Annotated in this window: 15 protein-coding genes and 1 pseudogene; 4 read left to right on the forward strand and 12 right to left on the reverse strand. The window is 36.6% G+C overall.

Annotated elements, in window-relative coordinates; all coding sequences use genetic code 11:
- Positions 1–6: 6 nt before the first annotated feature.
- The 3 genes from GTK57_RS02215 to GTK57_RS02225 are packed head-to-tail and all read left to right on the forward strand — an operon-like array spanning position 7 to position 3,903.
- Positions 7–1,995 carry a hypothetical protein gene (locus GTK57_RS02215; RefSeq protein ID WP_163121098.1) on the forward strand — a complete coding sequence of 663 codons (1,989 nt, stop codon included), beginning with the start codon at positions 7–9 and terminating at the stop codon, positions 1,993–1,995.
- Between the two features lie 16 nt (positions 1,996–2,011).
- Entirely contained in the window at positions 2,012–2,548 is a 537-nt protein-coding gene (locus GTK57_RS02220) for a hypothetical protein (RefSeq protein WP_092692924.1), read from the forward strand.
- Positions 2,548–3,903, forward strand: a complete 1,356-nt coding sequence (locus GTK57_RS02225) for a site-specific integrase (protein WP_163121100.1) — start codon at positions 2,548–2,550, stop codon at positions 3,901–3,903. Before GTK57_RS02220 ends, GTK57_RS02225 begins: the two co-directional genes overlap by 1 nt.
- Positions 3,904–4,108: 205 nt before the next feature.
- On the opposite strand, the gene GTK57_RS02230 is transcribed toward GTK57_RS02225, so the two are convergent.
- From GTK57_RS02230 to GTK57_RS02255, 6 genes are all read right to left on the reverse strand, one after another.
- Entirely contained in the window at positions 4,109–5,779 is a 1,671-nt protein-coding gene (locus tag GTK57_RS02230) for an ATP-binding protein (protein ID WP_163121102.1), read from the reverse strand.
- Complete coding sequence (locus GTK57_RS02235; RefSeq protein ID WP_228720328.1) at positions 5,772–6,965, reverse strand: SIR2 family protein; 1,194 nt, start codon at positions 6,963–6,965, stop codon at positions 5,772–5,774. The genes GTK57_RS02230 and GTK57_RS02235 overlap by 8 nt, the downstream gene beginning before the upstream one ends.
- Positions 6,966–6,997: 32 nt before the next feature.
- Positions 6,998–10,438, reverse strand: a complete 3,441-nt coding sequence (locus tag GTK57_RS02240; RefSeq protein WP_163121106.1) for a DEAD/DEAH box helicase family protein — start codon at positions 10,436–10,438, stop codon at positions 6,998–7,000.
- A gap of 32 nt (positions 10,439–10,470) precedes the next feature.
- Positions 10,471–11,613, reverse strand: a complete 1,143-nt coding sequence (locus tag GTK57_RS02245; protein ID WP_163121108.1) for a restriction endonuclease subunit S — start codon at positions 11,611–11,613, stop codon at positions 10,471–10,473.
- Positions 11,610–13,091, reverse strand: a complete 1,482-nt coding sequence (locus tag GTK57_RS02250) for a type I restriction-modification system subunit M (RefSeq protein ID WP_163121110.1) — start codon at positions 13,089–13,091, stop codon at positions 11,610–11,612. Before GTK57_RS02250 ends, GTK57_RS02245 begins: the two co-directional genes overlap by 4 nt.
- Positions 13,092–13,188: 97 nt before the next feature.
- Positions 13,189–13,395 carry a helix-turn-helix domain-containing protein gene (locus tag GTK57_RS02255; protein ID WP_092691596.1) on the reverse strand — a complete coding sequence of 69 codons (207 nt, stop codon included), beginning with the start codon at positions 13,393–13,395 and terminating at the stop codon, positions 13,189–13,191.
- Between the two features lie 94 nt (positions 13,396–13,489).
- On the opposite strand from GTK57_RS02255, the gene GTK57_RS02260 reads away from it, so the two are divergent.
- Positions 13,490–13,969: a hypothetical protein gene (locus tag GTK57_RS02260; RefSeq protein ID WP_163121112.1), complete on the forward strand. Its 480-nt coding sequence runs from the start codon at positions 13,490–13,492 to the stop codon at positions 13,967–13,969.
- A gap of 481 nt (positions 13,970–14,450) precedes the next feature.
- On the opposite strand, the gene GTK57_RS02265 is transcribed toward GTK57_RS02260, so the two are convergent.
- The 6 genes and pseudogenes from GTK57_RS02265 to GTK57_RS02290 form a co-directional block, all read right to left on the reverse strand.
- On the reverse strand, positions 14,451–16,388 hold the full coding sequence (locus GTK57_RS02265; RefSeq protein ID WP_163121114.1) for a BRCT domain-containing protein: 1,938 nt from the start codon (positions 16,386–16,388) through the stop codon (positions 14,451–14,453).
- Between the two features lie 11 nt (positions 16,389–16,399).
- Positions 16,400–17,566, reverse strand: a complete 1,167-nt coding sequence (locus GTK57_RS02270; protein WP_163121116.1) for a hypothetical protein — start codon at positions 17,564–17,566, stop codon at positions 16,400–16,402.
- A 74-nt stretch (positions 17,567–17,640) separates the two neighbouring features.
- Positions 17,641–18,801 (reverse strand): annotated as a pseudogene (ligA, locus tag GTK57_RS02275) (NAD-dependent DNA ligase LigA); the annotation flags it as partial.
- An 89-nt stretch (positions 18,802–18,890) separates the two neighbouring features.
- Positions 18,891–19,871, reverse strand: a complete 981-nt coding sequence (locus tag GTK57_RS02280; RefSeq protein ID WP_163121120.1) for a cell division protein ZipA C-terminal FtsZ-binding domain-containing protein — start codon at positions 19,869–19,871, stop codon at positions 18,891–18,893.
- Between the two features lies 1 nt (position 19,872).
- Positions 19,873–23,322 (reverse strand): chromosome segregation protein SMC, encoded by a 3,450-nt coding sequence (smc, locus tag GTK57_RS02285; RefSeq protein ID WP_163121128.1) that lies wholly within the window; start codon positions 23,320–23,322, stop codon positions 19,873–19,875.
- A 10-nt stretch (positions 23,323–23,332) separates the two neighbouring features.
- A complete protein-coding gene (locus GTK57_RS02290) occupies positions 23,333–24,028 on the reverse strand; it encodes a GntR family transcriptional regulator (protein WP_163121130.1) in 696 nt (231 codons plus the stop codon).
- Positions 24,029–24,119: the final 91 nt, after the last annotated feature.

The following is a 24,119-nucleotide window of genomic DNA, read 5'->3' on the forward strand; positions in this document are numbered from 1 at the left end:
TAAATAATGAAAAGTAATTTAAGCCCTATAAAGGAACGCATAGACCCTAATGACTTGCCAGAGACCATTGTTAATTCCTTATACCCTAAACCTCGATGGATGTTGAACGAGTCTATAAATGATAAAACTTGGTACTTATCCAAAGTTGGTATTAATTTATCCTTCTATAAGGAAAACCCTAATAAAGCCCGAAAGTTTGAATTCAAAAAAAAGATTGCAGATAATGAGTATCTAACTGACAAAATTAATGAAGCATTATTAATAGATATCCGTAATAGTCTTCTTTATCTTGATACAACAGGTAAAATTACAAGACCAGCTAGGATTTCGGATATCGCTATATCTGTAATTCATCTCATCTACCATGCAAATGAATTTCGTATTTCCAAGAGCGAACCTTTAGTTAGAAGCCTAGAGCAAATCAAATTAAAAGAGTTGAAACATTACTTGTTATCTTTCAATGTAGAGAGGGATTTGTTTGAAAAAGCAGTTAATTTTATATTAATAAAATGGAGCTCAAAGAGCGATATAAACTGGTCTTTAATAAAAACTGAGTTTGCTATTACAACTAGGGAATTTAAAAGTCTTAAATACAAGGTAATTAAATACTTAGAATCAAAAGATGATGGCTTTTTTTCTCAAATGGCGTATAAGCGAGAATACAATAATGCATGTACACGAGAGTTTGACATAGACTTTGATCTGTATCCAAGTCAAAGTACAATCTCTAATGAAATCTCTAAATTGGAAGCCTTTTTTACTGCAAGAACTGCCCAAAAATATAAGTTTCAGTATTCGCCAATGAAACTGTTTTCTGTGGGAAGGACTATTTTTGATGAAATGATCGATAGAGTGAAAACTCCATTGATGCCAATTTCATTATCCCTTCATACAACTTCCTCAGCATTACATTTTGCACGCGTTTATGGAGAGCCACTTCGTCAGTACCTTTCGGATTTATCTAAAGGCGAAGTTAACAGGATAAAAGAACTTGGTATAGCTTTATCAACCAGCAGGCAACATAGCCTAAAGATAAAGAATTATGTATATAAAACAACTAAGATCCCAAGCGCTCTCAAACCTTTAATCATTACGTCATGGGAAAAAGCAGATGTCAGTAAATTTGACTATAGCGAGTTAAGAAATGGCATGTCTGTTAATATGGCTATCAGACTTTACACAGCTGCAATATGGATTCTGATCGCCAGCTTCTCTGCTGGCAGAGCAACATCATTGCGGACTTTAAACCGTAATTGCTTTGTACAATCCCCAGTTGATGGTTTGTTTGACATAGTCATGAAAATCCCTAAAAGCTCAGAAAGGTTAGAGTTAGAAAAAGTACATAGACCTATCCCTGATTTAATATACGATTACGGTCTAGAGTTCGCTTTAATTGTATGTGAGCTTGAAGAAAGACGAGGTTTTATAGGAGATGAGAATGAACTATTTTTGTTTGGTTGTGCATTGTCATATAGATCAATCAGTGCGGCTCGTGAAGATGGCGGGGAAAACTCTAAAAACCCTTTAAGCGATGACTATATTAATGCTTCCATTAATATGTTTATGGACTGGATTGAATCCCCCCTGATCGGTGGAAAAAGATGGTATCCATCAACACACCAATTTAGAAGACTATTTGCTGTAGTGTATTTTAACTTCTCAGATCAAATTGGATTAGATGAGCTATCTTGGTTCATGGGTCACTCTAACCTCGATCAAACATTCTATTATGCAGAAGTGTCACCTGATGATGAATGGATCGACGAAGCTGAGGCTACTATTGCACAGATAGGGGCATCATTAAACAAGCATATTAATGGTGATCAAGCAGTGAGAAGCATCATTAACAAAGCCAGACAGTCAACAAATATTTCAACTGTGCTAGAGACACTGGTCCGTAGATTGATTGACGAACATAAAGAAAAAACAGGTCAACAAGTCCGTTTCTGTAAAATTGATGGAAACGAAGTTTTCTTTTACTTTATTAAACCATAAAACTAGGAATTTAGTTATGTCAAAGTTTAAGAAGGGCGAAACTTCGAAACCAGTTATCGATAAAAAGATTGAAATATCCTCATCTATAAAGCGAAAAACTGAACTCATAAATAAGATAGAATGCTTTGAAGATATACCTAGCAGCTTGGAAATGAAAAAAAACGCCATCTCACAAACTTCAGTTCATAAGTGGGATGATAGTGATCTTAATATTATATCTTATTCTTACAATACAGCTCATGCTGAGCATAACTTAAAATATTTAAACGATCTAATTGATTCAATTAAAAATGCCAATCATAGGCTTTCTCAACTCCTAGAATCAGAAAGGAAGGATAAAGGTAATTCCACCGCCAGAATCTCACAAAATGAAGTCAATAAATTAAAAATTGAAAACGAGGAATTACGTGTTGCATTAGCGGAAGTGTATAGAGCTTATATGAGTCTTTTAGATCAATGTCGAGAAGATAAGGAAATCGATGCTGCATATAGAAAACTTATTCTATCTCAAGCTCAAATCCTAGGTAGAAATCGACTCTGGCTGGTTAAATAATGTCTTCTGTAGTCGTTGCAAAAGATCCTAACCTTAAATTTCTCAATACTAGTAGGCGAATAGATCAAAACAATGATTGCCCACTTCCCATGATTTTAAAGAAAGGTGGTAAGTTTGATTGGGATGCTAATTCATTTATTACTCATTATGGCGGTGGTTCACAAACATATAATATTCGCCCATTAGCAAAAACCGTTCAAAAAAAAGCATATAGTTTAAATTTGTTCTGTGATTTCCTTGAAGATAATTCTATAAATCTGAGTGAGATTAATGATAGCACTCTTTATCAATATATTAAGGAGTCAAAAGATAGGAATATTAAAGACGGTACTATTATTCAACATGGAAGGACTGCAATTGAGTATATAGATTATCTCAGTAAAATGTATCCAGAATGGAAACTGGGTACTACAGGGAAAGATTCAGATAAAATATTCAGCGTGCATTATGAAAAACTTAAATTCAAGAAAGGAAGTATAACAGGTGAGTATTTTTATCATGAATCACTTGTCGGACTAATTAACATTGCCTCTGAAGTTGAATACGTTCATGATCACGAGTTAGTTATGTGGCTAGATGCCATCAACTGCACAACCAATCACCCAAGAATAAATACATTCCTCATAAGCAGGTGGGAAGCCTTAACCACATTACTAGATGTTACAGGCTCTAGAATAAGTGAAGCTCACGAGATAACCCGAACTATGATAAAAAAGGCAGCGGATTCATTATTCATCAGTGACAAGCAGCCAATAATCCGAAATATTCCCATAAGGAAAGGAAAATACAAAGGTAAAACTCGATCAGTGAGGACTACCCATGAGGATATTCAAGTTATTCTTTTATACGTCCATGTAATTGAAGATATGTTTCCTGATATGGAGCATGATGCTCTTTTTGTCGATTCAGTCACAGGAAAACCATTGAAATCTACTTATTTAAAAAATTATGCAAAAAAGGTTATTAACGGCAGTAAGTATTGTGAGGCTCTGAGGCACCTAACTAATCATTCTTTTCGCCATAGATTTATTACCCTTAATATAGCTAAATCAATTAAGAAAATATCAGCACAAGGTAGCTTTTCAAGTATTCTGAGTGTTGCTTCAAATGCATGCCGTAAAGTTACCATGCACGCAAACAATGAATCTTTATCACATTATGTGCATCTAGCCACTGAATATAATGAAAAAAACGATCAAGCAAATATAGATATGAGCAATGTTTCTCCTCAAATTAGAATTCGTGTAAAGAAAATGATCTCAATTGCAAATTTGTTCCGCTTAAAGGAAATAAACGAAGCTGAAGCTTTAGATTCTCTTCTCTCAACGATAGATGGATTTAAGAAGTTCACATAAAACCAATCAGCCTTTGTTCTTCAGCTCAGATATGGACTGAAATATGTGAGCTAAAAAAATTAAATATCACTACACTCAATTAATATATTAATAAAGATGTGACTATATGTAATTATAAACTGAAAATCTGTTTAACTTGTTATGCCAGTTCTGTTAGTGCTCAGAATTGAATATTACTTAAATTGGACGCTTTCGATAATAATTATCAAACCCATTTATTCTGAAAATCTGCGCCAGATGAATTTGGTATTATGAATGGTTTATGAATATTAATGGTTAATGGAATTGGAAAATCATTTCCAATGAGAACCGCCTCTCCAGGTTGCAGACTAGGTAGAAAGTCAGATGCTGCTTTATCAATTTCACCACAGGCACGTTCAATAATCTCTCTATCACGATCATTAGTGAGCCTATGAACAATCAATGTTCCTAACTGGCTTAAAACATCCTCAGTTATGTCTCTTGGTCTCTGAGTCGCTAGACAAATATTTAAACCAAATTTTCGCCCTTCTTTTGCAATTAATTCAAATGAATCTAATTTGGCAATGTTATCTTCATTACCAATACTTTTCCCAATAAAATTATGAGCTTCATCTAAAAAAACAACTATCGGTTTATCTGAAAATTTTCTAGATCGTGCCTGATTTAATAAATGCCGTCCGATCACATTCGCAACAATTTCTCTAGCCTTAAATTCAAATCCTACATCACTTAAGTCGATTCTTAATATTTTTTTATTAGAGGAATAGAATTCATCTATTTTGTTTAGAAGAGTCGGTAATTCTGCTGGTTTAAAAACAAATCTAAAAGTTTTAGATGTCGTTATTCCGTGTATTCTCGATATTAATGAAAGACAATAACTAAATCCTGATGGGTCAGGTTTCCATGCTCCATTTTGATCTGCTGGATAAATACATTCTTGGTGAATTTGTTTACATAATCTCAATGGGTTAAATGGAGTATAAGGATTTTCAATAAGTTCAGTACCTCGAACATACTTGATAGATTCTGTCCAATTACTTTCGTTTTTACCAATTTTTAAAAAAACACCGTCATTAATTTTTTCTAAATGCTGATCTTTTTTAAGCATTAATAAATGAACAAGTCTAAGACTGCGAATAGCATCTCTAAATTTAGGACCTTGTGCTTTGCCTGAAGGTTCAAACAATGCTATAAAATCCGTCTCTTGGAAGCATTCTGCTGGCAAACTGACAGCGCAAGACCCAATGGCTGGGCTAATGGGATCACTTAAATGAACATTTTCAATATCATCGCCAATGAAATCTTTATATTCTCCCGTTGGATCAAGAATAATTATTTTTGAATTAAACTTTAGACATTCCTCTAATATTTTGGCAGTAGTATAACTTTTACCACCACCTGTTGAACCTAGAATTCCTAGGTGGCGACCAAATAGTTTTTCAGGTGTTACATTTATATCGCAACCGTGATCTAAATCTATGAAACCTAAATTTAATTCAACCTTTACTGTTCCTTTATTCATTCTTTTAGGAAGCTGAGCGATAAGTTCATGAGGTGCTGAATAGATGAGATCATTAATATTTGGATAGTATTCAACTCCAGCAGTAACATGCAAACTATCCATTTGAATTGTTCCTAGAAGTTGGATTCGTCCAGCAATATCTAAATTAGACTTATCTAAATCATCTTTTTTAATTTCTACAATACGTCCAAGAATTAAATTCACCTGACTTTCGATTAATATGAATTCACCAACTTCGCCCTTTCCATAGCGTTTGCCATGATAGTAGGTTGCTTGATGTTGTAAATTAATATATTCAAAGTTGACAGAATTGGCAGTAACAGCATTTACTTTTCCAAAAAGTAATTCTGGTTTGATCACACCATTATGCATGTGTACCTCCAAATAACTTCTTCATATTTTCATGAAGGTTCTCTGCAGGAGACAATGCTGTAAGATCAGGAATAAGACTTGAAAACTGCTGAAAGTCACAATTAATAAAGATAATTTCATCATTCTTTCTGTCATCTGCAATCTTTTTAAAAATTTTCCAATACTTAGAGGTTTTAGGAGGGGTTGCATCAAAGTCATTTTCAATACTAGTGGATACAATAATCACTTTTAAGTGTGGATTAGAAAGAATTGCTGACAAAATTGGCTCAGATAAATGATCATCGTTAAAGCCAAAACCAGCAATAATTAAACATGTATTCGGTTCTCTTAAACTTTGTGAAAAGCGAGCAATTAACTCCAAGTGTGGCTGTATATATGATTGCTGATATTTTCCCTTTGCAGGGAAGATCATACAGCTATCTTCAGCCTTTACATTTTCAACTTGTTTAATGATATAAGAACTAGTTGCATCGCGGCTCCAATTTGTAGAACCATGAAGTTTATAAAGATGATATACACCTTCTAAATAATGGATATTAGTTGAAGATGATGTAGTATTTCTTCGGACGATATCCATATCAAAAAATCTAGCATCATAAATACGAGGCATTGAAAAAGAAAAGCCATCTATTACAGTGATACCTAACAATCCAGCCGCATCTTCGAAGCATGTATCATAGTTCGTTGTAAAAAGCTTAACCCTTGGATCTTTTGATTTTCTTCTAGCTAACTTTCTAATAAACTCTTTGTGACCACTTAACTGTATTTCTTTATCAGAAATAAAACGGCATTTATTGAGAATAATATCTTTACATTTATTGATAAATATTTCTGTTTTTTCCTTTACTTCTCCTACTTGTAAATATGCTTCACAATGTGAGAGGCAAACCTCTATATTTTGATTATGATCTTGTTTATCGTCGTACTTACATTCATTAAAACAATCTTCAGAAATTTTTTTCATATCATCAGTCGTGCATGATATCCATAAATCCCACATTCTTGGACCTTTAACAATACCACCTAATGAGGTCCCACTACCTGCTAGTACCATGATATTAGGCATCTGTAGTGCTGATTTTAATTTTCCTTTTATGCTAGGTTCAAAATTTTCATTTTCAGAACCATCAGTATTTTTTTCTTCAATCCAAATACATTCACATGAATCATAGTACTTCTTAGTTATCGCAGTCATATATCCCCCTAATATATTAATCTTTAAGCCACCGCTTCATTAAACGCTTCAACAACCCCAAATATGTTGTCAGCATCCCCATCACTAAACACACCCTCAATCCCTTCAAAATGGATCTGATTAAATGGTGGTTCATACAATTGTGCAGCATCCAACACGCCATTTTGTGTCAAATGATCAATCAGCATTTCCACAAAACGAATTTGTTTCTCGTTATAAGTTGAACCTTGCAGGTATTTAGAGAAGGCTCCTTGTACAGCCTGACGATCTAATCCAACTAAAGAGCGAATGAATAGTGGTAAAGGTTTTTCTGTACCAAAACATTCCTCAAATTTATCTTTACTTTCAACTTCCTGAGCTTCAAAAACAAAGCGTTCTAGCTCACTTAAGTCTGTTGGGGTCAAAGCCAAACCACGTTTTAATTTAGCAATAGTAATGTGGTCTGTATTGGCTTTAATGAAACTTTCTACACGCTTACGATACTGAGCGAGGTTTACACCACTGGAAACCACAGGAATATTGACTTCTGTTGCCTCACCTAGCTCATCATCCAGCATTGAGTACACGATGGTCGAGGTGGATTTCTCAATCAATTTCACCAATCCACGAATGCGTTTACGCATGGATTCAAGCATTGGCAAGGTGATGCCTTTCCAATATTCAACAGTTTGAATATCTTGAATTAAGGCTATCTGTGCAGCGACTACAGGAATATTTTCTTTGGTTTCAAGTTTAGAGGCGATTTCGATGACTTTATTGGTATAAACCTGAATTGCCTTATTATTCTTTTCCAACACAGCAAGTTCAATGTTGTAGCAGAGCATATCAAACAGCTTGGCTTCTAGTGTCTCGGACTCTAGTTCGTTGGGAAGTTTTGAAATGTGTTCTCGTAATGTACCAATTGTAAGGTCATCCAAATTGTCCCATGCAGTGTCATTTTTAAAATGTTCAACATGCTCAATTTCAGATTTAACAATGAAGTTGTCCTTATTCATCGACTTCACTTCAGTCTGTAAGCTATGACGCATTTCTTGCTGTACAGCTTTCATTTCTTCTGTTTGATAATCGGGTGAATTGAGCAAACTCAAAACATTCAATCGAGCCTTGAATAGTCGTTGTCCCAATGGTTCTGTGGTCGAAATAGGCGCACCATCAGGATTTTCATTGAAGTATTCAAAGTTGGAACAGTAGTCGAAAATATAGAATTCTTTCTTGTCCATTTCAGGGGCAAACAGGTCTTTGCAAAGCCGTGTACCACGCCCAATCATCTGCGTAAACTTCACTTTCGAGCGTACAGCTTTGAAGAAGACCAGGTTAACCACTTCAGGAACATCAATCCCTGTATCAAGCATATCTACAGAAATGGCAACTTGTGGATCAGCCAGATCTTTTTTACTGAAGCTGTCAATCAAGCTCTGTGCATATTTAGTCGAGTGTGTAATCACACGGGCAAACTTGCCGTCATAGTGCGGATAGTTTTTATCAAAGCGTTCAGCAATGAAGTTGGCATGGTTCTGATTGACTGCAAAGATGATGGTTTTACCCAACATATCTCCGCCTTCAACCTTGATGCCATTTTCCATCAAGTACTGAAGCATCTTGTCTACCGTACCAGTATTGAACAGTTCCTTATTGATCTTGGATGCCGTTACCTCATCAGGGGCATCACCGCCATCCCAGTCCAGTTCATCCCAATGCAGTTTTTCTTCTTCTGAAAGTTCATCATATTTCACGCCTTCACGCATGAACTTCAATGGCACTGAATAGGCTTTAAGTGGTACGAGATAACCGTCAGCAATGGCTTGGTTTAAATCATAGTAATCGGTCGGGACACCGCTTTCTAAACCAAACAATGCATAGGTATCGCGGTCTACTTCATCGCGTGGTGTAGCGGTCAAACCGACAAGCAGGCTGTCAAAGTATTTAAAAATCTCGCCAAACTTTTGGTACACGCTACGATGGGCTTCATCGACAATAATCAGGTCAAACATGCCTGTACCGTATTTACGTGTGCCATCCGCATTCATTTCATCAATCAAGCCCATCATGGTCTGATAGGTAGAAAGATAAACCCGTCCATTCTGTGTCTTACTTTCGACCAAATTGACAGGTGCAGAATCAGGTAGGTTGGCTTTAAAGGCGTTGGTGGCTTGTACCACCAGTGAAGTACGGTCAGCAAGGAACAGGACTTTCTGTACCACATTGGCTTTCATCAACACATCGACCAAGGCAATCGCAGTACGGGTTTTCCCTGTACCTGTTGCCATGATGAGCAAGCCTGCACGTTCCTTACGTTGAAACGCAGCGAGCATGGCTTTGATGGCGCGGGTCTGATAGTAACGCTCTACAATATTGACATTGATTGGGAAACTGCCAAGATCAGGGTCATTTTTACGTCTTTCAATCAGGCGTTTTAGTTCAGCTTGGGTGTAGAAGCCATGAACCAAACGAGGTGGGCCACCTTGTACGTCATTCCAGATACGGGTGCGATAACCATTAGTGTAGAAAATGACAGGGCGTTGTCCTGTTTGCTTCTCTAAACAATCGGCATAGAGTTTTGCCTGTTGTTGACCCACTTCAGGATCGACCGAGGTACGTTTCGCTTCTACCAATGCTAAAGGTAATCCATCGGCATCATACAGCACATAATCAACTGAACCTTTACCTGAAGTGCTTGGCATTCCTGTGACTGGAACTTCTTCTCGCGCAGTAACGCCAATTTCCCAACCTGCTTCTTCAAGCAGAAGATCAATTTTAAGCTTACGAGTTTCATCTTCTTTATAATCGGTATGATCTTGAACTTTGCTGTTGGCAAGTTTGGCTTGTTCAACTTGCTGACGTTTCTGCGCTAGATCAGCATCAATATTGGCGAGTAGTTTTTCACGTTCTTCCAAACTTGCGGAGAGTTCTAACAGTTTTTGTTCACGCTCACGTAACGCTTTGTGTTGTTCAGCAAATTCTTTATCAAAGGCTTTGGCTTCTTGCTGTAGCTGCTCTTTGTTTGCTGTGACTGGTTTGGTGCTATCTGTGTTAGGAATCAGTCTGGGGGTAAATAGAACAGCCTGAGAGCGATCTTTTGATGGTGAGCCATAATTACGCTCAAACCATACATAGATCAGGAATAGATGGCTGATGTGTTTAACGGCTTCTTCAGTGGTCAGTTGTTTAAATTTTTTACCATGTACCGCACTGTTACCGATCATGCGGATATTATCCATCTTGTCCCAAATATAGGGTGGGATAATTTCCTTAAATTTTACATCAGTGATCAGGCTATATAGCGATGGATCATAGGGTTGTGTCAGTTTTTTATCGTATTGATACAGCCAAAAAACAAGATTTTCTAAGGAGTTTCGGGCAAACATTAAGGATGCTTGAGGGGAAATATACACAAGCTTTTCAGCTTCTTTGGCGGTGAGTGCTAGCTTGCTAAACTCAGGCTCTAAAAACTGAAAGTTGCTCATGTATATACCCTCAAATCTAAAATTAAATAAAGTTATAAATTTCCGCTAAATGCTTGGTTTTGTAATGAATCAAAAAGATTCTTATGTTCTGAACTTAAATTGCACATTTTAGCTTTTTGACTATGGATTAATTTCGCAATTTTTTCAAATTTTTCAATTAAATAATTATCAGGTTTAATTAACTCAAATGATTTAAAATCCGTTGGAGATATATGAGGCACTGTTGTCTCAGTAATGCGACAATGTTTTTTAAATTCAGATGAAGATAATATTTGGAAAAGAAAGTTTGCTCCAAAATCTTCTTTTACTCTTAATCTTGCAACTCGCTGTACCAAAAGCATATTAGGATCATTTCTCTGAACTAGCGCAATTTTAAATCCTGTTGAAATCCATGGACGATCCATAGCTACTAAAATATCGTTTCGCTGAATTTTGAATCTTGAATATTTTTCAACATCTACAATATCCCAATAAGCCGTATCATCCCAATCTAATGTATTTGGTAAAACATTTATTCCTCGACAAAGTTTAATTCCAGACTCTTTAAAATCAGCACTTTTAAATGCAAATCCAGTTAAAAATTCTACAGCTTCTTCAAATCTAACCTTATTCCACCCTTTAGGATTATTTACAGGATCACCAAACATATCAATAAAGGTAGCTTGCAAAAGCTGATCTAATTTTTCAATTGCTTGCTGACGCTTTTGGCGTAACTCTTCCGCTTTATCTAAAATAGAAGCAATTCGGCGTTGCTCTTCAATTGGAGGCAGAGGGATTTTATTACCTAAAAATTTTCCACGGGTAATATGTTTCATTGTCGCCCCATGAACTTGGGACTCCATTTCAACTATAGATAATTCAAGAGCACGTTTTAGATAATCCTTATCAATCTTTTCATTAGGAACAACCTTGAAGATATGCTGATTGATACAAGCATCTTGACCATTCCACTCGTAGACTCCCAAACTAGCTGACCATGAAACTAATAAATCCCCCCTACGTGCAATATTAGTACCTCTAACTTCTCGTTTTGTATAATTATATTCTTTCGTTGGGTTATTCAAATTTTGAATACGAATGATAGGCTTACCTTCTGTTCCCCAATCTTCAGGTTTAAAAGCGACCCCATTAATGAATTCAGCTATATCACCTAAACAAACTAAAGGGTAACTCATTTCAATAACTCCTTAAGCTCATTCATTCCTTTTAGAATGTCCTGCTCAAGCAATTCTAAATCAGCCAAAATCTTATTTGGTGCTTCATACTCAACTTGCTCATAAACTACTTCCTTATAACGGTTAATCGACAAGTCATAACCATTGGCAGCAATATCAGCTTTATCAACTAAGAAGCTTTGCTCAGTCGCTTTACGACCACCTTCAGCTTCTAAGTTATTAAAACGGGCAATAATGTCAGGAATATTATTATTTTCGTGCTTAGAAGCATCTAGCTCATTACGTTTATCATCCAACGAATAACCATCTGCCTGCATGTCATAGAACCAAACCTTGTCTGTACCACCAGATTCAGTTTTGGTGAAAATCAGAATGGCAGTCGAAACGCCTGCATACGGCTTAAATACACCTGAAGGCATCGAAATAATCGCTTCAAGCTTTTGCTCTTCTACAATTTTTTGACGCAAATCTTTATGCGCTTTAGAAGAGCCGAATAACACCCCATCAGGCACAATAATCGCAGCACGACCGCCTGTTTTTAATATGCGCAAGAACAAAGCTAAAAATAACAATTCTGTCTTTTTAGTTTTGACAATATCCTGAATATTTTTGGCACAACTTTCATAGTCTAAACTGCCTGCAAATGGAGGATTGGCAAGAATCAAACTAAACTGACTTTCAATATGTGAATGTTCTTGGCTCAAAGAATCGCGGTTTTCAATACTTGGGTTTTCAACACCGTGCAGCATCATATTCATCGAACCAATGCGAAGCATGGTGCTGTCGAAGTCATAACCAAAGAAGGTTTCTTCACTGAAGCGTTTTGCTGCTTCAGGATTGGCAAAAATCTCGGTGCTGTGATGTTCGTTTAAGTATTCACTGGCTGCAACGAGGAAGCCTGCTGTACCACATGCAGGGTCACAGATGGTATCGGTTGGTTTTGGCTGCATCATCTCCACGATCATCTTGATGATATGTCGAGGTGTACGGAACTGACCGTTCTGACCTGCTGATGCAATCTTACCGAGCATGTACTCGTAAATATCACCTTTGGTATCTTTGTCATCCATTGGCACTTCAGCCAAGAGATCAACTACTTTAGTTAAAAGCGCCGCGTTTGGAATCGTAAAACGAGCATCTTTCATGTGATGACTGTATGTGGTGTCATCTTCATTGCCAATGCTTTTAATGAAGGGAAAAACTTCATTGGCGATGGTGTCATAAAGCTGCGTTGGATCGCCAAGCGTAATAAATTTTGACCAACGTAAATGATCTTGCTCAGGTGTGAAAATTGGCTTTTCTACAGCAGTTTTTAGACGGTTGGCTTTCTTTTCTTTGGTAATCTGAATTTCATCTAGTCGGCGGATAAATAGCAGATAAGTCATTTGCTCCATGACTTCTAGAGGATTGGAAATACCACCACTCCAAAAAGAGTTCCAGATCTGGTCAATTTTGCTTTTAATTTCGCCTGTAATCACACTGATGACTCTCAAATTTCTTTGAGCGTATTGTGGGAGAAATCAACAAAAAAAGCTATTTGAATTAAAGAAGATGCGACAGGACTTGGGGTTGAACTTATGGTAATAACTCTTTTGCATTGGTCTCTAATGCTCGTGCAATTTCATAAAGTTTTTCGACAGTGAGGTTGACCTCGCCACGTTCAATACGCCCCATATAGCTCCGATCAATTCCACATTGAAGTGCAAGAGATTCTTGTGTGATATTGGATTGCGTTCTTTTTTGACGGATCGACTGCCCAATTTTTGATGCTAATTCTGTCATTTTTACTAAAAAGTATAAAAAACAGTAATATCAGCAATTGAGGACTATACATCCACGGATTATAATCCTCTTTTCGTGTTGTGAGATCAATCTGATGGCTAAACCTACTCCATTACCTTTCTATGATGAGTTCATGACAATTTTTAAGAATCATAATATCTCGAATTGGAAGGCTAAAGATTTTGTCAAATTAATAATGGGTAGCAATGTAAAAATTAATAAAAAAAATCAATTTGAAATTTATAGAGCACTAAAGATACTTGTTCGTTATAAATATTTGAGTATTGATCCATCCCAATCGACACAAAAACGATTCAGCTACTGTGAAACAGAGTTAATGAATGAATTAAGAGTAAGTCCAATTCGTAATAAATTGGGACAAATATTTGAATTAAAGGAACTAGAACTCTTAAAACAGATTCAAGAAAAGGAACATAACATTTCTTTTATAAAATCACTATGTGAAGATAATCCTGAAGTAACAGATTTTTTAAACAAAAAAATAGAAAAATTAAATGATGAAATTAGCTTAATCAAAAGCAATATATCTCTAATGGAAAATATTTGGGAGTAGATTTTAGCCAAAATTGAAATGTGCTGAACTTTTTTAGGAGTTTAGTTGAGGTATTTCTAATGTGTAACCAAATTTAGTGGCTATTCAAAAATTCCATAATATATACTATACATTACTATCCGGATACGATTGATAAACCTCAAATATCTCATACTGCTATTTGCCCAAAGTGTGCTGTGGATGCAGTACTTGGTTCTGCCTCTGGCATTAAGATTAATAAAAGTCTGCTACAAAAAATGCAGAAACATTGGTTTTTAATTTCGCAGAAAAAGAGTGCCCAGTGAGGCTCGGACTTTCATCACATGAAATCTAATGTCTCATGATCACCAAACACTTTTAGAAAAAAACAGGTTACTCTCGACTATGAAATAGCACATCTTTTTTGTGTCGCAATTTAGCTCAAACCTAATCTGGCGCTAGCACCAGAAAAACTGGGTAGCTGTCAGCTTAGGCCTGAGCTAGTACAATTAAATATTTAAAGTTAACCAATTAAGTTAAGGTATTCCTGTTCAGTTAATACCTTAACGCCTTTATCACGAGCTGCATTAATCTTAGTTTCACCGACCTTGTCGCCAGTTACCAGATAGGTAGTTTTACCGGTAACCGATTTAGCCACTTTAGCTCCAAGTGCTTTTGCATTCTTTTCCATATCGTCACGGGAACCTTGTTGCATTGAGCCAGTAAATACAACGACTGCTCCAGCTATAGGCGAATCTAAACTTTCTCTATCAGACTTCTTGGGCGTAACACTTAAGTTGAAACCGAGGTTATATACTTTAAAAAACTCTTCTTTAATATTTGCTAAACCTTCAACAATAGCTTCTGCACTTAATTGTGCAAATCCATCTATTTTCACCATATCCTCGACTGATATTTCGAAAACCTGAACTATGGCATGATGCTGAAGTAATTTCTCACAGTTTCCGCCAGCTAATCGGGTTACCCCAAATGCTGCAAGAAATCTCCAATCCTCTATTTCAATTTCTCTACTTGCTTGGAGTTGATCGATAAGATTCTGCGATGTTTTCTCTCCAAATCCAAACTCGACAAATTGATGCTTAGGAATCTGATAGATTTCGTGGATGTGCTTAATACCTTGATTAGCTATTTTTTCAATCACTTTTGGCCCAAAACCATCGACATTACCCAATGTTTTAAAAAAATGAATCAGTGTATTCTCGGTTTGAGCAGGACAGTCTGATTTATTCGGGCAAATTAAATGATCGCCTTCCCAAATAAGGTGAGCATCACAACTAGGACAATTTTCAGGTAACTCTGGCTCTACTGATTTAATAACTTCTTCAATTTTTGGAATAACTAAGCCACTTCTAACTAGCTTAATGATTGCGCTAGGACCAACTCCATTTTTCTTCACCATCCTATAATTATGCACAGTTACCCTGCTTAAAGTAGCCCCACTAAGTTTGGTCGGAACCAATTCAGCTACTGGTGAAACTCGACCAGTCCTTGAGGTCTGAGGAATAACTTTCAATACTTCGACTTCAGCCGATTCATCATTCACTTTAAACGCGATTTGCCACCTATGAAATCTTCTCGTAGAACCCATATGCTCTTTAATCGGCGCATTTGTTGATTCTAAGACTAATCCATCAATATCAAAATCAACTGAGTTCCATATACTTTCAAGAATACTCTCAAAGTTTGACAACAACTCCTCTATACTTCCCGTCCAGCTATCTAATAGCGAAAAAGGGTAGAAGACACAAGCACCGTCATCAATTGCATTTTGAACATCTTCATCAACTTTCTTTTCAGCAATAATTGCTGCTTGGATATTGCGTGAGTTTTCAAACTTTTCACTCAACACTTTATTAAAGTAACTTTTCTTGATTACTATTTCGCCAGGTCCTAAACCCCTTCCTGCATTTTTTGCTACTCTGAGTCCTCGTTCAAATGCACGAGTAATATCTTGACCTCTTGTCCCATCACCTCGGGTGTAGAGAGTTATACCATCATCATAAGCAGCATAACCATCAAGTTTTGGTGTAACCCTAATCTCAATTAAATTTTGATCAAATTCAATTTCTGATGCGGCTTTAGTAATTCTTTCAGTCCATTTTTTAATTTCTTCAAAAGAATATGCTTTATCAGTAGAAAGCATTTTCTTTGGAAGTGGAACAGTCTTGCTATCGATTAAAACTTCAGGCTCTACACTTAATAAGAATGGATTATCTGGATCAAGAGTTTTGAAGTAGGTAAGATATTCATCATACTTATCATCTTCAATAATCGGATAACCAGATCTGTAAAAAGCATTGGCAGCTTTAAGCAATATTTCCAATTTTTCCAAACTGTGATCATTAGAAGAAAATAACTTCTCTGCATCGTCTATATTTAAATTAAGCCCTAGCTTTTCAATAATGGCGATTTGGTTGTCGTTAAATTTATAGTTAGACATTACTGCTACCCTTATACTGCCATTTGAAAATCTAATTGAGTTCTACTTGAAACACTTGAGTTCATGGTGACACCTACTAAGCCACTTCTAACTAGCTTAATGATTGCGCTAGGACCAACTCCATTTTTCTTCACCATCCTATAATTATGCACAGTTACCCTGCTTAAAGTAGCCCCACTAAGTTTGGTCGGAACCAATTCAGCTACTGGTGAAACTCGACCAGTCCTTGAGGTCTGAGGAATAACTTTCAATACTTCGACTTCAGCCGATTCATCATTCACTTTAAACGCGATTTGCCACCTATGAAATCTTCTCGTAGAACCCATATGCTCTTTAATCGGCGCATTTGTTGATTCTAAGACTAATCCATCAATATCAAAATCAACTGAGTTCCATATACTTTCAAGAATACTCTCAAAGTTTGACAACAACTCCTCTATACTTCCCGTCCAGCTATCTAATAGCGAAAAAGGGTAGAAGACACAAGCACCGTCATCAATTGCATTTTGAACATCTTCATCAACTTTCTTTTCAGCAATAATTGCTGCTTGGATATTGCGTGAGTTTTCAAACTTTTCACTCAACACTTTATTAAAGTAACTTTTCTTGATTACTATTTCGCCAGGTCCTAAACCCCTTCCTGCATTTTTTGCTACTCTGAGTCCTCGTTCAAATGCACGAGTAATATCTTGACCTCTTGTCCCATCACCTCGGGTGTAGAGAGTTATACCATCATCATAAGCAGCATAACCATCAAGTTTTGGTGTAACCCTAATCTCAATTAAATTTTGATCAAATTCAATTTCTGATGCGGCTTTAGTAATTCTTTCAGTCCATTTTTTAATTTCTTCAAAAGAATATGCTTTATCAGTAGAAAGCATTTTCTTTGGAAGTGGAACAGTCTTGCTATCGATTAAAACTTCAGGCTCTACACTTAATAAGAATGGATTATCTGGATCAAGAGTTTTGAAGTAGGTAAGATATTCATCATACTTATCATCTTCAATAATCGGATAACCAGATCTGTAAAAAGCATTGGCAGCTTTAAGCAATATTTCCAATTTTTCCAAACTGTGATCATTAGAAGAAAATAACTTCTCTGCATCGTCTATATTTAAATTAAGCCCTAGCTTTTCAATAATGGCGATTTGGTTGTCGTTAAATTTATAGTTAGACATTACTGCTACCCTTATACTGCCATTTGAAAATCTAATTGAGTTCTACTTGAAACACTTGAGTTCATGGTGACACCTACATCGCCACTACGATAAACGCTAACTGTATCGCCTACACGCACATCTAAACGGTGAATTTCACCAATATTGTGTAGCGTTACATTGGAAACAGTCACACCGCCAACAGCCACAGGATTTAACCGTGCTACAGGTGTAAGTGTTCCTGTACGCCCAACTTGCCAATCAATATTTTCAACCGTCGTTAAGGCTGCAACTGCAGGAAATTTATATGCTGTTGCCCAACGTGGCTCACGACTTAAAAATCCAAGTTGTTTTTGTTGTTTAAGATCATTTACTTTAATGACCATGCCATCAATTTCAACGCTTAAATTGGGACGTTCTTGGTTAATTTGTTCATAGGCTTTTTGCACATCTTGAATGCTTTCACAAACAAAATGACGTTCACCTACTGCAAAGCCAAATTGTGTAAGCCATTCTAAGCTTGCAGACATTGTGGTTTGATCATGATGCGGTTCGCACTGTGCAATACCATAAGCATAAAATGCGAGTGGACGAGATGCTGCAATATTCGGGTCTAATTGACGTAAACTTCCCGCTGCAGCATTACGCGGATTAGCAAAGGTCTTTTCACCTTTGGCTTCATTTTCCGCATTGAGCTTTTCAAAGCCCGATTTTGGCATAAGCACTTCACCGCGAACTTCTAAAAGTTCGGGAATTGCACCTTTTTCTGAAGATAATACTTTTGGCAAATTACGAATGGTTTTTACATTTTGAGTGATAACTTCGCCTGTTTCACCATCGCCACGAGTTACGCCACGTACAAGTACGCCATTTTCATACCACAATGAAATTGCCAAACCATCAAATTTCAGCTCTACATCGTATTCAACTTTTTGATTCGGCAAGCGTTCTTCCGCACGACGTGCGAAGGCAAACAAATCTTCCTGATTAAAAACATTACCCAACGAAAGCATTGGCACAACATGAGTAATATTTTCAAACTTCGATAATGGTTTTCCACCCACTTTATTCACGGGTGAATCTAATTGAATTAAATCTGGATGTTGTTGTTCTAAAGCTTTCAGTTGGTGAAATAACTGATCATATTCACTGTCTTCAATAGTGGGTTGATCCATTACATAATAAGCATGATTATGCTGAGCCAGTAATTGAATCAATTGACGCATTTGCGCAACGACAGTCGAATTTTGTGTCATATATCCACCATAAAAAAGGGCGGTATTTCCGCCCTATAATTTTTGCATAATGTGTATTATAGAAAGCTAAAACTCAGCTTTCAATTCACTTAAACTTTTGCTGTTTGACCTGAGCGATAATCAATCGCTTGATGACGCCAATATTCTCGTAATTGTGGTGTAAGTTCAAAATCATTTTGATCATAAACCGTTCCATCAATTTCACGTGCAATAAGTCCTGCAATACTCACCATTGTATCAAATGCATTTTGGACATCGCTATGTGGCAATGCAAGAAACAGCGCTAACCCCTTCACTTCTTCAGTTGAAAGTGTTTCTAAGTCGAAGCCTTCTGTGCCTGTGTCTGTAATTTGCAACGCAGAAAATAGTAATTTCGTACCATCTTCATTATAACGATGAAAACATTTCATTTCACCAAATCGTAAACCGTACTTTAAAAGTACTTTTAAGGTTTTTTCACCTGAAAGAACACGACCCTTATAGACAACGTTAAATGCAATAAACGATTCTGCCGTAACGAGCGCACATTCATCATCTACAACTTTTTGCTCATAAAGATGTGCATCTAAAATACTGCTCTCTTCTTCAAACTCAGAAATTTCTGCTTTTTCAATATTTGAATTTAAGGTAAATGATGATTCTGCTTTTGTTTCTGATGTTGCAACAGGCTCATTGGCAGGCACTTCAACTTCAGCACTTAAACCATCTTCAATTTCTGGTTTTTTAGATGATTCTTCAGCTTTAACTTCAGCTTTTTCTTGCGTTACTTCAGATGTATTTTTAGCTAATTTTTCTTCATTTAGCTTAGGTTCAGCTTTATCGAATTCAAACTCTGTTTGAACCTGTTTAGCATCTAAAGTAGGTTCAACACGAACTGTTTCTTCTGAATCGGTAAGTTGTAATTGGTCACGAACATGTCTTGGAATAATAGGCTTTTGACTATCTTCGTTAAATTGCAATTCACTTTCTAAAGATGGAGCTGTATCTCTTGGTTTCTTCAAAAGAAGTTTTAAACCAATCACTATAATAATAACGGCAATTGCAATTCCGACAATTGTTGTAATTTCCATTCTATGCCTCCACCAAGCCGTATTCAGCCGCTTCTTCTAAGTTTACGGTTACTAATTTTGATGTTCCTGGCTCTGGCATGGTTACCCCGAGTAAATCTGTTGCCATGGTCATTGCCAATTTATTATGTGTAATGTAAATGAACTGAACCTGTTCGGAAAGCTCTTTTACAAGATTACAAAACCGTCCTACGTTTGCATCATCCAATGGAGCATCAACTTCATCGAGAACACAGAATGGCGCAGGGTTCAATCTAAAGATTGCAAATACCAAAGCCAAAGCTGTTAATGCCTTTTCACCACCTGAAAGTAAGGCAAGTGAACTGTTCTTTTTACCCGGTGGTCGTGCCATGAGCTTAACACCAGATTGCCAATCATCTTCTAGGCTTAAACTTGCTTCACCACCATTAAATACTTTTGGAAATAATTCTTGAAGCTCTTTATTGACCTGATCAAATGTCGTCATAAACAATTTACGCGTTTCTTGATCAATGCTTTTCATTGCTGCTTGTAGTTGATCTACTGTTTTATTTAAGTCGTCAATTTGATGACTAAGCTCCGCATAACGTGTAGATACTTCTTCATATTCAGCAGATGCTGCCAAATTTACCGCACCAATTTTTTCAAATTGCTGTTGAACTTTTTCAAGCTTCTGCTGATGTGCAACTAAGTCAATATTCAGCCCTAAAATTACTTCACTATTCAACTCTTTTAACTGATCTGAATAGTGTTGTAAATCTGATTTTGCAGATTGCCAAGCTAAACGCTTCTCTTCAAGCTCAGTTCTAAGCTTTTCATCTTGTTGTTGATGCTGATGACGCTTTTCAGTCAAGCTTTGTTGTTTTTCTTGTACGCTATTCAATTCAACTTGCCATTCATTCCAAGTTTTCTGTAGCTTTTCAGTAGATGCTTGCTGTTCTGCATACTGACTTTGCAAAGCAGGTAATTCTAATTGAACAGGATCTACAAACTTTTTCGCTTGTTCCATTTGCGCCAAAATTTGTTGATATTGTGCTTTTAAGAAAGACGCATCTTTCTCAAGAAGTTCAACTTGTTGCTTGGTTTGTACCGCTTGACGACGCACAATCTCTAACTCTTGCTGAGAGTGCTGTAAATCTTGTTGCGAGTTTTCAATTCGCTCATTCAGCTCATCGACCTGAAATTGCATAGTTTTATAGTTTGGCAAAACTTGCTCAAGCTTTAAACTTAATGAATGCAAATCGATTTCTAAGTCATCTTTTTGCATTGCATCTTCTTCTAATTGCTCATCTAACTGTTGTAGCTGATTTTGCAATTGTTGCTTTTGCACCGTAAATGCCTGCGCTGCACTTTGTACTTTTGCCAAACTTACATCGGTTGTTTGCAACGCTTTTTGCGCTTGTTTCAGCTGATCGTGTAAATCTTGCAATATTTTTTGTTGATGTTGAACATGGTGCAAAATTTCAGGAAGTTGAACTTCAGCATCTTGAAATAATGCTGTTTGTGTAGCCAAAGCCTGTTCAATTTCATCTAAACGAATACGGTGACTTAACGCCCCTTGCCCCGCCTGAGATGCATCATCATAAAACAGACCAATCACCCAATCCGAACCTACGTGATAACCATCTAAAGACAAAATACTTTGACCAATAGCCAGCTTACTTTGAAGCTTTAATGCCTGATCTAAAGTTTGTGCAACTGCAACCTGTTGCCACAATGAATGCTGCGGTTTTTCAATCCAATCGGCTAAACAAGGAAGATCATCCAATTGAATTTTTTCTTGTTTTTTCGATGGTTTTAGCTGACGTGCAATACTTTCTTGAAACGTATTTGAAGCATCTAAAACTTGTGCAGACAACCATTTCGACAAGAACTTTTCAATTAAATTCGCTTGAGCTTTACCATCTTCATTTAGCTTTAAACTTTGCATCAATTGCTCACCCTGTACTTCTTTTTTAGGGCTGTTTTTAGTCATCAATTGATTTAAATTCTTTTGCTCCGATTGCAAAACCTGAATATCAGACTTGAGCTGATTCACGACATTTTTTTGAACAGAATATTGTTCTTGTCGTGCATCTAATTCAATTTTCTGTGTTTGAATATTTTGTTCAATGGTCATGATTTGTGTAGTTAAATCACGCTTTTCTTGCTCAAGCTGTTCAATATCATCTTGCTGATATTGGTTTTGGATTTGCTGCGCTTGCTGTTGTAAAGTTATTTTTTGCTGTTCAATTCGAGCAATGTTTTTCGTTAATTGCTCACTTTGCGCCAACATCTGCATTTTTTGCTGTTGTTGCTTTTCAACCTGAGTTTTAATTTGCTCAAATTGTTGTGTTGCCTGTTGTTGCTGTGCTTTTAAATCATTAAAGCCTTGTGATTGATTTTGACTTTGGCTTTCTTGCGTTTGTAGCTGTTCAGTTTGCCCTTCTTGCTGTTCTTGCAAAGTTTCCAATTGCAGTTCAATAAGTTGTAAACGTTCTTTAGTTTGAACTTTCTGTTCTTCTAATTGCGATAATGTCGAAGTATTTTGTTGTAGCAGACTTTGTTTTTGTTCCAAAGTCATCTTCAATTCAGAAAGCTTTTTCTCTGCCTGTTGCCATTCATTTTGCAAAGGTGTCGATTGCTGAATAAGACGTTGGAATAATTCACTTGTTGCCGTTAAATCATGCTCAAATGTATTCAGTTCAGAGCGCACCAACTTAAAAGTGTCGCCCAAACGATTCATGTGAACTGTATATTCTTCTTGTAAACGCGTACTGTGTTCACATTGGAAAGATAAAACTTCAATTTTAATGGTACGAATTTGGGTTTCTAATTCTTTATATTGAACTGCCGCTTCAGATTGACGCTTTAAGGTTTTTAATTGTGAGCGAAGTTCCGAGGCAATATCATCTAAACGAGATAAATTTTGTGTGGTATGTTCCAAGTGCAACATCGTTTCACGACGACGTGCTTGATAGCGTGAAACACCTGCTGCCTCTTCAAGAAATACCCGCATTTCTTCAGGTTTGGCATCAATTAAGCGGTTAATCATCCCTTGCTCAATAACCGCATAAGAACGTGGTCCTAAACCTGTTCCTAAGAAAATATCGGTAATATCACGACGACGACACTTGGTACCATTAATGAAATATTCAGATTTACCATCACGGTTGACCTGACGACGAACAGCCAATTCGTTATATGCGTTATACGTTCCACCTAATTTTCCATAAGTGTTGTCAAAACGAAGCTCTACACTTGCCACTCCCACAGGTTTACGTTTTGCCGTTCCTGTAAAAATAACATCTTGCATACTACCACCACGTAATTGACGAGCGCTTGACTCACCCATTACCCAACGAATAGCATCAATTACATTCGATTTACCACAGCCATTTGGCCCCACAACTGCAGTACGGTTCGCTTTAAAATTTAATGTTGTACTATCGGCAAATGATTTAAAGCCGGAAAGTTTTAAGCTGCTTAAACGCATAATGTCCTAATCAACGGCGCGAGCGTCTTGCCCACGCAAGTTCTATTTGTTTCATTCGTGTTAGAGATTCCAACACTAAATCACGTAAGTGTCGACAAAAATCTTCCATATTTATTGCTGCTTGTTGCGAATTTCTACTCACAATCGCAGTCACCACAAGTTTAAACAATTCTAACGATTCTTGTAGCTCTCTTTTAGAAGTATTTAGTGTTAAAAAATAACTTCTACGTAGCGATGGCAATAGCTCTTTATAATATTTAAGTAAATATGGATTATTCACTTTATTTTGATGTTTCAATAATCCTTGAAAGATTAAATCGTAAAAATTTTCTGTATGCCCTAAATGACACTCTTCAGATAATTGTTCTAATAAATATTTTAAATTTTCAATTTCATGTGTCTGCAAAATATCTGCAATACGTTGCACAATTTGCCCCAGTAACAAGCTCGACATATCAAATAAAGATGAAACCTGTTGTGCCGACATTTCCGACACAACTGCGCCACGACGCGGATATATTTCAATTAAATGTGTGCGCTCTAACAATAGTAATGCTTCACGTATAGAACCACGACTCACATCCAATTCTTGAGCAAAGCGTATCTCTTGAATACGCTCCCCCTCAACCAATTCACCACTAATGATTTGCTCGGCAATATGCTGTGCAATTTGTTCAGATATACTATATTTATCATGTTGTTGCATACTGTGCCTATCTTGTTTTTATATAGATGCAAACACTAGTTTTAAAAAACTATTCATCTATATTTAAAGATAAAAACACATTTTAACCATG

Source organism: Acinetobacter portensis (assembly GCF_010646905.1).
Classification (GTDB): Bacteria; Pseudomonadota; Gammaproteobacteria; order Pseudomonadales; family Moraxellaceae; genus Acinetobacter; species Acinetobacter portensis.

Excerpts from the sequence above, each read along its gene's own strand:
- GTK57_RS02215 (WP_163121098.1), top strand. The coding sequence starts at position 7 with ATGAAAAGTAATTTAAGCCCTATAAAGGAACGCATAGACCCTAATGAC.
- GTK57_RS02220 (WP_092692924.1), top strand. The coding sequence starts at position 2,012 with ATGTCAAAGTTTAAGAAGGGCGAAACTTCGAAACCAGTTATCGATAAA.
- GTK57_RS02225 (WP_163121100.1), top strand. The coding sequence starts at position 2,548 with ATGTCTTCTGTAGTCGTTGCAAAAGATCCTAACCTTAAATTTCTCAAT.
- GTK57_RS02230 (WP_163121102.1), bottom strand. The coding sequence starts at position 5,779 with ATGCATAATGGTGTGATCAAACCAGAATTACTTTTTGGAAAAGTAAAT.
- GTK57_RS02240 (WP_163121106.1), bottom strand. The coding sequence starts at position 10,438 with ATGAGCAACTTTCAGTTTTTAGAGCCTGAGTTTAGCAAGCTAGCACTC.
- GTK57_RS02245 (WP_163121108.1), bottom strand. The coding sequence starts at position 11,613 with ATGAGTTACCCTTTAGTTTGTTTAGGTGATATAGCTGAATTCATTAAT.
- GTK57_RS02255 (WP_092691596.1), bottom strand. The coding sequence starts at position 13,395 with ATGACAGAATTAGCATCAAAAATTGGGCAGTCGATCCGTCAAAAAAGA.
- GTK57_RS02260 (WP_163121112.1), top strand. The coding sequence starts at position 13,490 with ATGGCTAAACCTACTCCATTACCTTTCTATGATGAGTTCATGACAATT.
- GTK57_RS02265 (WP_163121114.1), bottom strand. The coding sequence starts at position 16,388 with ATGTCTAACTATAAATTTAACGACAACCAAATCGCCATTATTGAAAAG.
- GTK57_RS02270 (WP_163121116.1), bottom strand. The coding sequence starts at position 17,566 with ATGTCTAACTATAAATTTAACGACAACCAAATCGCCATTATTGAAAAG.
- GTK57_RS02280 (WP_163121120.1), bottom strand. The coding sequence starts at position 19,871 with ATGGAAATTACAACAATTGTCGGAATTGCAATTGCCGTTATTATTATA.
- smc (WP_163121128.1), bottom strand. The coding sequence starts at position 23,322 with ATGCGTTTAAGCAGCTTAAAACTTTCCGGCTTTAAATCATTTGCCGAT.
- GTK57_RS02290 (WP_163121130.1), bottom strand. The coding sequence starts at position 24,028 with ATGCAACAACATGATAAATATAGTATATCTGAACAAATTGCACAGCAT.